This is a genomic window from Spongiactinospora gelatinilytica (genome assembly GCF_003236385.1).
Classification (GTDB): Bacteria; Actinomycetota; Actinomycetes; order Streptosporangiales; family Streptosporangiaceae; genus Spongiactinospora; species Spongiactinospora gelatinilytica.
The window spans coordinates 1-3,209 of record NZ_POUA01000567.1; the positions used below are offsets into that span (position 1 = coordinate 1).

Annotated in this window: 4 protein-coding genes; 3 read left to right on the top strand and 1 reads right to left on the bottom strand. The window is 74.0% G+C overall.

The window, feature by feature from the left end:
- Positions 1 to 19 precede the first annotated feature (19 nt).
- Entirely contained in the window at positions 20 to 1,162 is a 1,143-nt protein-coding gene (locus C1I98_RS46555) for an aminotransferase class V-fold PLP-dependent enzyme (protein ID WP_111171921.1), read from the bottom strand.
- Positions 1,163 to 1,253: 91 nt separating this feature from the next.
- Between C1I98_RS46555 and C1I98_RS36980 the strand changes: the two genes are divergently transcribed.
- The 3 genes from C1I98_RS36980 to C1I98_RS36990 all read left to right on the top strand — a co-directional run.
- Positions 1,254 to 1,589 (top strand): ArsR/SmtB family transcription factor, encoded by a 336-nt coding sequence (locus tag C1I98_RS36980; protein ID WP_111171922.1) that lies wholly within the window; start codon positions 1,254 to 1,256, stop codon positions 1,587 to 1,589.
- Positions 1,586 to 2,476, top strand: coding sequence for an SRPBCC family protein (locus C1I98_RS36985; protein ID WP_199537500.1), 891 nt, complete (start codon positions 1,586 to 1,588; stop codon positions 2,474 to 2,476). Before C1I98_RS36980 ends, C1I98_RS36985 begins: the two co-directional genes overlap by 4 nt.
- 35 nt (positions 2,477 to 2,511) lie before the next feature.
- On the top strand, positions 2,512 to 3,209 hold a 698-nt coding region (locus C1I98_RS36990; protein ID WP_111171923.1), incomplete at its 3' end, for a PIG-L deacetylase family protein.

Consider the following 3,209-nt stretch of genomic DNA (forward strand, 5'->3'; position numbering starts at 1 on the left):
GGTCGGCAGCGTCAGATGTTTATAAGAGACAGGTGTTGTAGTGGTGCACCGAGGCGCGGATCGCGGCGGGCACGGGGTGGGCGTCCAGGCGGTGGTGGGCGATGTCGGTGACGCTGACGTTGACGTTGTGCCGGCGCAGCTCGCGTTTGACGTCGGTGGCCTGGTGGCCGTGCACGTCGAAGGTGACGATGCCGCAGCGGCGTTCGCCGCGGTCCAGGACGGTGATGCCGGGCAGGCCGGCCAGGTCGCGGCGAAGGCCGTCGGCGAGGGTCTGGATGCGGCGGCCGGTGGCGGCCAGGTCCACCGCGCGGGCGTAGTCGGCGGCCACGCCGAGGCCGATCTGGGCGGCGACGTTGCGTTCCCAGGTTTCGAAGCGGCGGGCGTCGGGGCGGATGTCATAGCGGCCGGGGGCGGTCCAGGTGGCGGCGTGCAGGTCCAGGAACGGTGGTTCCAGGCGGGTGATCAGGTCGCGGCGCACGTACAGGAAGCCGGTGCCGCGCGGGCCGCGCAGGAACTTGCGGCCGGTCGCCGAGAGCATGTCGCAGCCGATGCGGGCGACGTCGACGGGGAACTGCCCGATCGATTGGCAGGCGTCCAGCAGGAAGGTGACGCCGGCCTGGCGGCACAGGGCGCCGATGCGCTCGGCGGGGTTGATGAGCCCGTTGTGGGTGGGGACGTGGTTGACGGCGACCAGGCGGACGCCGCCGCGGTCGAGTTCTGCGGCCAGGGCCGGCAGGGACATCTGGCCGTGTTCGTCGTCGGGTACGGCCTGGACGCGGGCGCCGGTGCGGCGGGCGATCTGGGCGAAGGCGATGCCGTTGCTGGCGTATTCGCTGGTGGTGGTGAGGATGCGCTCGCCGGGTGCGAAGGGGATGGAGTAGAAGGCCATGTCCCAGGCGCGGGTGGCGTTCTCGATGAGGGCGATCTCGTCGGGGGCGGCGCCGATGAGGGCGGCGATGGCGTCGTAGCTGCGGGCGATGGCCTTTTCGGCGTGTTCGGCGGCCTCGTACCCGCCGATGCGGGCCTCGAGGCGCAGGTGGGCGGTGACGGCGTCGGTGACCGGGCGCGGGGGCAGGGCGGCGCCGGCGTTGTTGAAGTGGGCGACGTGGGCGCAGCCGGGGGTGTCGGCGCGCAGGGCTTCGACGTCGATGCCTTCGCTCATGTCCTTCATGGTGCCGCAGGGGTGGCGGGGCGGCCGCCCTGGCACAGTACATGCGGTTGCGGGCATATAACCGAAGCAGTATGTTGAGGGGGTGTCCGTACCTTTCGACGTACTCGCCGAGCCGGCCCGGCGCCGCATCCTGGACCTGCTGCTGGAGCGCCCGCGCTCGGTCGGCGAGCTGACCGAGCGCCTGGCCCTCACCCAGCCCGGCACCTCCAAGCACCTGCGGGTGCTGCGCGAGGCGGGGCTGGTGACGGTCCGCCGCGAGGCGCAGCGGCGGTGGTATGAGCTGCGCCCCGAACCGCTGGCCGAGATCGACGCCTGGCTGGCCCCCTACCGCCGGCTGTGGGCGGCGAGCCTGGACGCCCTGGAGGCCCACCTGGACTCCCAGGCCGATGAGATGACCGAACAGGAGGATGTGACGTGAGCGCGGAACGGACCTTGCGCACCGAGGCGGGCCGCAGCGTGCTGCGCATGCGGCGCAGGCTCGCCCACCCGCCGCGCACGGTGTGGCAGGCCCTGATCGACCCCGCCCGGCTCGCCCGGTGGTTTCCGGCGGAGGTGGAGCTGGACCTGCGGATCGGCGGCAAGGTGACCTTCGCCGGCGCCGGAGCCGGGGTGATCACCGAGCTGGACCCGCCGAGAGTGATCGCCTACACCTGGGAGGGGGAGAACCTGCGCTGGGAGGTGATCCCCGACGGGGAGCACAGCCTGCTGGTGCTCACCCACATCTTCGACGACCACTACGGCGCGGCCAGCTACGCCGCCGGGTGGCAGGCGTGCGCGGCGGGCCTGGAGGAGCTGCTGGCCGGGGTCGCGATCAGCGAGCCGGGGCGGATGCTGGACGCCCACGAGGCGCTGGTGGCGCAGTTCGGGCTGGACGCCGGGGTGATCGCCGACTCCCCCGCCGGGTGGCGGGTGCGGTTCGAGCGGCAGCTCACCCTGCCGGTCGGGCAGGTGTGGCAGATGCTGTTGCAGGGCGCGGAGCGGCCCGCGCCCGGCGATGGGCCGCCGGCGGCGTTCACCACCGGCGCGGTGCCGGCCGCCGAGGTCACCGAGGCGTGGGACGACGGCGATGGCGGCGATGGCGGCGGCGGGGCGGCGCGGGCCGGGCTGGAGTACGCCTGGCGCTATGACGAGCGGCCCGCCGGGCGGGTCCGTTTCGAGCTGGCGCCCGGTACCGGCCACGGGGCGCGGCTGGTGCTGACCCAAAGCGGCCCGGCCGACCTGCCCGATGCCCGGCAGGTGGCGCTGACGGCCTGGCGGGAGCACATCGCCGCACTGGCCGCGCGGATCCGCCGCGCGGCGGGCTGAAACCCGCAAGGGGGGCGCGATAGGTTGGGCTTGTCATGAGCGATCACAGCGCGCGGCCGGCGCTGGAGCCGATGCCCGCCGACTGGCGCACGGCGCTGGCCATCGCCGCCCACCCCGATGACCTGGAGTACGGCACCGCCGCCGCCATCGCCGGCTGGACCGGTGAGGGGCGCAGCGTGTCCTATCTGCTGGCCACCCGCGGCGAGGCGGGGATCGACACGATGGACCCGGCGCGGGCCGCGCCGGTGCGCGAGGGTGAGCAGCGGGCAGCCGCGGCCGTGGTCGGGGTGGAATCGGTGGAGTTCCTCGGGCTGGTCGATGGTGTCATCGAGTACGGGCCGGCGCTGCGCAGGGAACTGGCGCTGGCGATCCGCCGCCACCGCCCCGAGCTGGTGATCACCGTCAACCATCATGACACCTGGCCCGGCGGGCGGGTGTGGAACACCCCTGATCACCGGGCGGTGGGGCGGGCCGCGCTGGACGCCGCCGCCGATGCGGGCAACCGGTGGATCTTCCCCGAGCCGGGGCTCGCGCCGTGGAACGGCGTGCGGTGGGTGGCGGTGTCGGGCTCGCCGTATCCGACGCACGCGGTGGCGGCCGGGCCGGGGCTGGAGCGGGCGATCGCCTCGCTGGTGGAACACCGCTCCTACATCGGGGCGCTGACCGGCCGCGACCCGCAGGAGTACGCCCGGGAGCTGCTGGGCGGGGCCGCGAAGGCCGAAGGGGCGATGTT